Raw genomic sequence first — 6,948 nt, forward strand, 5'->3', positions numbered from 1 at the left:
TGCAGGCCGGTGTGGTGGGCCCCAAGTCGGATGACGCGTGGAGCCTGGACGACTTCTACAACCTCTCGCGCCTCACGCTGGTCAAGGACGAGAAGCACTACGACAAGTTCGACCGGGCCTTCGGCGCCTACTTCAAGGGCGTGGAGATGGTGGCCGACTTCACCAAGGAGATCCCTGCCGACTGGCTGCGCAAGATCCTGGAGAACGAGCTCACCCCCGAGCAGAAGGCTGCCATCGAGAAGATGGGCTGGGACGAGCTGATGGAGACGCTCAAGAAGCGGCTCGAAGAACAGAAAGAACGCCACGAGGGCGGCAACAAGTGGATCGGCACGGGCGGCACCAGCCCGTTTGGCCACGGCGGCTACAACCCGCAGGGCGTGCGCATTGGCGGCGCGGGCAAGAACAAGAGCGCGGTGAAGGTGTGGGAGCAGCGCGCTTACAAAGACTACGACGACCAGCAGGAGCTGGGCACGCGCAACATCAAGGTGGCGCTGCGCCGCCTGCGCAAGTTTGCACGCGAAGGGCATGAGCTGGAGCTGGACTTGCCCGACACCATCCGCAGTACGGCCGCCAACGCAGGCTACCTGGACATCAAGATGGTGCCCGAGCGGCACAACAACGTGAAGGTGCTGCTGCTGATGGACGTGGGCGGCACGATGGACGAACACATCCAGCGCGTGGAAGAGCTCTTCAGTGCGGTCAAGAGCGAGTTCAAGCACCTGGAGTTCTATTACTTCCACAACTGCGTGTACGACTTCATGTGGAAGAACAACCGCCGCCGCTTTGCCGAGAAATTCCCCACCTGGGACATCATCCGCAAGTACAACAAGGACTACAAGCTGATCTTTGTGGGCGACGCGACGATGAGCCCGTACGAGATCCTGCAGCCCGGCGGCAGTGTGGAATACAACAACGAGGAGCCGGGTGCCGAGTGGATCCAGCGCCTCACCCACGCCTTCCCCAAGTTTGCGTGGATCAACCCCGAGCCACAGGGCGTTTGGCAGTACCGCCAGAGCATCAGCATCATCCAGCAGCTGGTGGGCAACCGCATGTACCCGCTGTCGCTCAAGGGGCTGGAAGAAACCATGCGGCTGCTGTCCAAATAGGCGCGGTACCGGAGTCAGATGCCTTGTGAGCATCTGTCCGACAGGGAGCGCTTCCGTTTCAGGGCATAGTCGGGGATGAATGGGACAGGCTGGCAGGCTTGTCCGCCACCCCCATAAGACCTCCCTGACATATCCTTCCGCGCCGTGCCTCTCCGCGTTTTGCGCTCCGCCACCGCTACCACCCCAACGCCGGCCCTGTGGTCGGCGTTGCTGCTTTCCGGCGCACTGTGCCTGAGCGGCTGCAGCCTGCTGCCACGGGCCGACGAGCCCACGACCGGCGACACGGGCAGCGACGTTGCCAGCACCGCAGCCAGCAATGGCGCCGCGTCGTTTGACGTGGTGGTGCGCGCCCCCGACGCGGTGCGCGAGACGCTGGAGCGCCACCTGGAGCTGCAGCGCTTTCGCCAGCTGCCCGATCTGCAGGCCAACGAGCTGCAGCGCCTGCTGGGCGCTACCGACGCGAATGCGCGGGAACTGCTGGGCACCCTGGGCTACTTTGCGCCCACCATAACCGTGGAGTTGACGGAGGCGCAGGAAACCGCCGGTACCCGCAAGGGCGCGCCCCGCACCGTCACCGTCACCGTGGAGCCCGGCCCCCAAACCCGCATTGCCCGTGCCGACATCACTGTGGCGGGCACCGACGATGCCGACAAAGACGACCTGGCGCGACGGCAGCAGCGCCTGCAGCGCAACTGGTCTCTCTCCCCCGGGCAGCCCTTCACCCAGTCGGCCTGGGACAACGCCAAGGCCGACGGGCTGCGCCAGCTGCAGGCCCGGCGCTACCCCACGGCCCGCATCGCCAACAGCCGGGCAGAGATCGATGCCGACCGGCACGAAGCCCAGCTGGGAGTGAGCTACGACCCCGGCCCCGCTTACCGCTTCGGCCCCTTGCGCGTGCAGGGCAGCCAGCGCTACGACAGCGACGGTGCGCGGCGCCTGGCGCGCCTGCCCACCGGTGCGGTGTATGACGAGGCCGACATGCTGGACGCCCAGCTGCGCCTGGCCAGCAGCGGTTACTACGACGCCGTGTTCCTCACGCTCGACACCGAAGGCACCGACCCGCAGGCCGCCCCAGTGGTGGCCCAGGTGCGCGAGGCCCCGATGCAGAAGCTGGTGTTCGGCCCGGGCTTTTCGACCGACAGCGGTGCTCGTCTGTCGCTGGAGCACATTCACAACCAGATGCCTGTGCTGGGCTGGCGCGCGGTGACCAAACTCGCCCTCGACCGCGAAACCAAGCTCGCCAGTACCGAATGGACCGACCTGCCCAACAACAACGGCTGGCGCTGGTTTGCGGGTGGCCAGGTGCTGCGCGAGGCCACGGGTGACTACGACGTGAACAGCGGCCGCTTGCGCACGGGCCGCAGCAAAAGCACCAAAACCATCGACCGCAACTACTTTCTGCAGTACGACTACGCCAACAGCCAGGGGCTGACCGACAACATGCGATCGCCCTCCGACACCAGCACGGCCCTGAGCGTGAACTACGGTTGGACCGGGCGCTACTTCAACAGCCTCACCGCCCCCACGCGGGGCCATGGCGTGGCGGTGGAGCTGGGTCTGGGCACCACGCTGCGGCCAGAGCGCGACCCGTTTGTGCGCACCCTGGTGCGATGGCAGTCTTTACTCCCCGCAGGCCGCGTGCTGGACGAGGCGGGCATCGGCCGAAATGCCCGTGTGGCACTGCGGGCCGAGGCGGGCGCGGTGCTGGCGCGTGAGGGTGCGCAGATCCCCGTCACGCAGCTGTTTGTGACCGGCGGCGACACCACGGTGCGCGGTTACGGCTACCGCAGCATCGGCGCGCGCACCGACAACGGTCAGCTCTATGGTGGCCGCTACCTGGCCGTGGGCAGCGTGGAGTGGCAACGCCCCATCGTCTACAAAGGCGCCATGACCGACTGGGAAAGCACGCTGTTTGTAGATGCGGGCGCCGTGGCCGACAAGGTCGGTGACCTGAGCCCGCGTGTGGGCGTAGGCGCCGGTGTGCGCTGGCGCAGCCCCGTGGGCCCGCTGCAGGCCGATCTGGCCTACGGCGTCAAGACCAAGGCGGTGCGGCTGCACCTGCGCCTGGGGTTCAGCTTCTGATGGCGATGAACACCCCGCACCATCCCACACCCCGCTCCCGCGCGTCGGACTTCAGCGCCGGGTCTTCGTCGGCACAGCGCCCTCGCCCACCGCGCCCATCCGGTGCCCACCGTGTACTGCGTGCACTGGGCTGGCTGCTGGTGGCCCTGGTGGCCTTGCTGCTGGCGGCCAGCGCGCTGCTGTGGTGGTGGGCAGGCAGCGGCACATCGCTGGCCACCACGCTGGCCCGCGCCGCACAATACCTGCCCGCCGACCAGCAACTGGAAAGCCGCGAGGTCAGCGGCTCGCTGCGCAGCGGAGGGCGCATTGGCTGGTTGCGCTGGAGCAGTCCCACCCTGGCGGTGGAAGTGACCGACATCCGCCTGGGCTGGCAGCTGGCCCCCTTGCTGCAACGCCGCCTGGAGCTGGGCGAGGTGCATGCCACCCGCGTGCTGATCACGCCCCAGCCCCGGCCCGCCGACGTGCCCGAGCCACCGCCCACGCCCCTCACTGACCTGGTGCTGCCGCTGCAGCTGGGCGTGCCTTTCCGTGTGGACCAGTTGTTGTGGGCCGGGTCGCCCGCCGTGGAGGCCGTGGGCCTGGTGGGCGACTACCGGTTTGACGGCCGCCAGCACCGCCTGAACATCGGCGCGGTAGAGCTGGCCCAGGGCCAGTACAGCGCACGCGCCACGCTGGACGCACAAGCCCCCATGGCGCTGGACGCCACCGTGGACGGCACCGTGCACACCGCCGTACCCGGGGGCGGCGCGGCGCTGCAGGTGGGAGCCCACGCCACGCTGCAGGGCACGCTGGCCACCGCCGCAGCTCAACTGCAGCTGCAGGCACGCCTGAACCCCGCGCCGCCCAGCGAAGCCGCAACACCGCCTGCAGCCGCGCCTGCCAGCAAACCGGCTGCACCACCACACCCTCCCCCACGCACAACCCCTGCACCCGCTACACAACCCATGCAGGCCGACCTGGCCGCCACGCTGGCACCATGGGCGCAGCAACCCCTGCAGTCCGCCAACGCCACCTTACGTGCCGTCAATCTGGCGGCCCTGTGGCCACTGGCACCTGTCACGCAGCTGCACGGCACTGTGCAAGCCGGGCCGACATCCGGTGGTTCAGGCACGGCTGGCGACCCCGCAGGCTGGAGCCTGCAGGCCCAGCTGCGCAACGACCTGCCCGGGCCGTGGGACCAAACCCGCCTGCCACTGACCGCATTGGACGCCAGCGCAAACTACGACGGTACCCGCTGGACCGTGCCCAGCGCCACCTTGCAGGCAGGCGCGGGCAGCATCACCGCTCAGGGCCACTACACCCCCGCCACCCACGCCCTGGAAGGCCAGGCCACCCTGCGCGCGCTGCGCCCCGACGCCCTGCACACGCTGCTGGCCGCCGCCCCGCTCTCCGGCCGCGTCACCGCGCAAACCCAGGGCGACGCCGTGCGCTTCAGCGCCGATGTGCGGGCCGACCCAGGCACGGCTGCGCGCGCTGCCACGACAAAGACAACAGCGGTGGCAGGCACACCGCTTCGCATCAACACCTTGAGCACACAAGGCACGTGGCAGGCCGCCGCTGGCGGCACGGTGCGGCTGGACCGCCTGTTGCTGGACGCATTGCAGGCCCGTGTGGAAGCTACCGACCTGCGCGTAGCGCTGGCCGCACAGTCTGCCCAAGGCAAGGTCACCTTGGCGGTGCCCGGCGCCACGGCGCAGGCACAAGGCACGCTGGCTGCCCAAAGCGGCGCCGGCGACCTGCAGGTGCAGTGGACCGACACCGACCGCACACAGCGCTGGCTGATCAGCCTGCCGCTGGTGGGCCCCACCGTGCAACGCACGCTGCAAGGGGCCAGTGCCAAGGGTGCGGCACAACTCACCGCCCGCTGGAAGGGGGGCTGGCAGACGCTGGCCCAGCAGCTTCAGGCTGCCACCGCCACCAGCGCGCCGCCCCGCAACCAGGACCGCTTTGAGCTACAGGCCACGCTGAATGCCCCCCAACTGGACCTGACGCTGCCCGCCACCAACAACGCAGGCGGCGGCACAGCAGCCGGGCAAGTCCTGCAACTGCGCGCCATCCAGGCAGAACTGGGTGGCCACCTGGCACAAGCCACCCTGTCGTTGCGTGGCGAGGTCCGCACGCCAGCCCCCCAGGCCCTGCAGACGGCGGTGCAGACCCGCGTCTCCAGCACCTTGGTGGGTGCAGGGCAATGGCAGGTGCAGGTCAGCGAACTGCGCCTGCAAGCGCAAGCGGCGCAGCACCCCGGGCCCTGGGCCCTGCAGCTGTCGGAGCCTTTGGGCCTGACCATGCGCACCGGCCTCCACACGCCCAGCGCACCCGCGTCAGGAGCCAGCGGGCGTGCCACACCATCGCCCGCCACCAGCGCCACCCTCAGCCTGCAGGCAGCAGCCGGGCAAGCCCGCGTGACGGGCCCCTTGCCAGGCACCGTGACGCTGCGCTGGTCGCCCGTTCAATGGTCCACAGCCACGGCACCCGGCGCCCCCATGCGGTTGCAAACGCAGGGCACGCTGCAGGGCCTGCCCATGGCCTGGCTGGATGCGCTGGGCCTGGGCGAGACACCGGCCGCTGCAGGCCGGCCTGCGCAGCCGCTGCTTGAGCGCATGGGGCTGGCCAGCAGCATCGTGCTCGACGGGCAATGGAGTGTGGACACCACGGGCAACGCCCTGCGAGCCAGCGCCAGCCTGCGCCGTGCCAGTGGCGACCTGCGCATCCTGGCGGGCGATGCCACCGCCGTCACGGCGGTGCAAAGCAGCGGCCAAGGCACCGGTGCCGGAGCCACCACCGTGCTGGCAACTGCGGCCACGCCGCCTGCAGGTGCATCCAGCGCATCGAGCGCCCCAGGCACTCCAGCCGGTGTACGCCAGGCAGAAATCACGGTCACCGCCGAAGGCGACACGCTGCGCGCGCGCCTGCTCTGGGCCAGCGACCGCGCGGGCGAAATCGACGCCATCGCCAGCACGCGCCTGGCCGTAGCCAACGCCGATGCCCCCGTCACCTGGCCTGCCGATGCGCCGCTGGCCGGCACCCTGCGTGCGCGCCTGCCCGACGTGGGCGTGTGGTCGGCCCTGGCACCGCCCGGCTGGCGCGTGCGCGGCACGCTGGATGCCAGCGCCACCTTGTCGGGCACGCGCGATGCCCCGCGCTGGGCAGGCACTCTGGGGGCCGACGACATGGCGGTGCGGTCGGTAGTCGATGGAGTGGACCTGCAAGGCGGCCGACTTCGCGCCACGCTGCAGGGCAACCAGCTCAATATCACCGAGTTCCGCCTGCAAGGCGGGCGGGGCAGCAGCGCGCGCATCGCAGGCTTCAGCGGCAACCGCACAGCCGCCGCGCAAGACGGCGGCACGTTGACCGCCACCGGCCGCGTGGCCTGGGGCGACAGCGCCACTGCAGGCACTGGCATGTCAGGCATCACCATGTCCCTGCAGGCCGAGGCCAAGGCCCTGCAGGTGCTGGTGCGTGCCGACCGGCAGGTCAGCGTGTCGGGCCAGTTGCAGGCCCAGTTGCAGCAGGGCCAGATCAGCCTGCGCGGCAAGCTCACCACCGACCGCGCCACCATCATCCTGCCGGATGAATCTGCGCCGCGCCTGGGCTCGGACGTGGTCGTGCGCTCCGCCGCCAAGGACCGCGAAGACCAGGCCAAGGCCCAGGCCGCCGCCAAGGCCAACCAGGTGGCCGCGCAGGCAGAGACCGCCAAGCCGCCCGACATCGCCGTCACCCTCAACCTCGGGCGCGACTTTGCGCTGCAGGGCCAGGGCAT

At 69.7% G+C, this 6,948-nt stretch carries 3 protein-coding genes; all 3 read left to right on the forward strand.

Features of this window, described 5'->3' with window-relative positions:
- Window positions 1-1,106, forward strand: a 1,106-nt coding sequence (locus ISS20_RS22395) for a VWA domain-containing protein (RefSeq protein ID WP_291439690.1), incomplete at its 5' end; no start/stop codon positions are given.
- 144 nt (window positions 1,107-1,250) lie between these two features.
- A complete protein-coding gene (locus ISS20_RS22400; RefSeq protein WP_291439692.1) occupies window positions 1,251-3,188 on the forward strand; it encodes a BamA/TamA family outer membrane protein in 1,938 nt (645 codons plus the stop codon).
- On the forward strand, window positions 3,188-6,948 hold a 3,761-nt coding region (locus ISS20_RS22405), incomplete at its 3' end, for a translocation/assembly module TamB domain-containing protein (protein ID WP_291439694.1). The genes ISS20_RS22400 and ISS20_RS22405, both read left to right, overlap by 1 nt.

It is taken from the genome of Acidovorax sp. (genome assembly GCF_016783915.1).
In the GTDB taxonomy this organism is placed as follows: Bacteria; Pseudomonadota; Gammaproteobacteria; order Burkholderiales; family Burkholderiaceae_C; genus Acidovorax.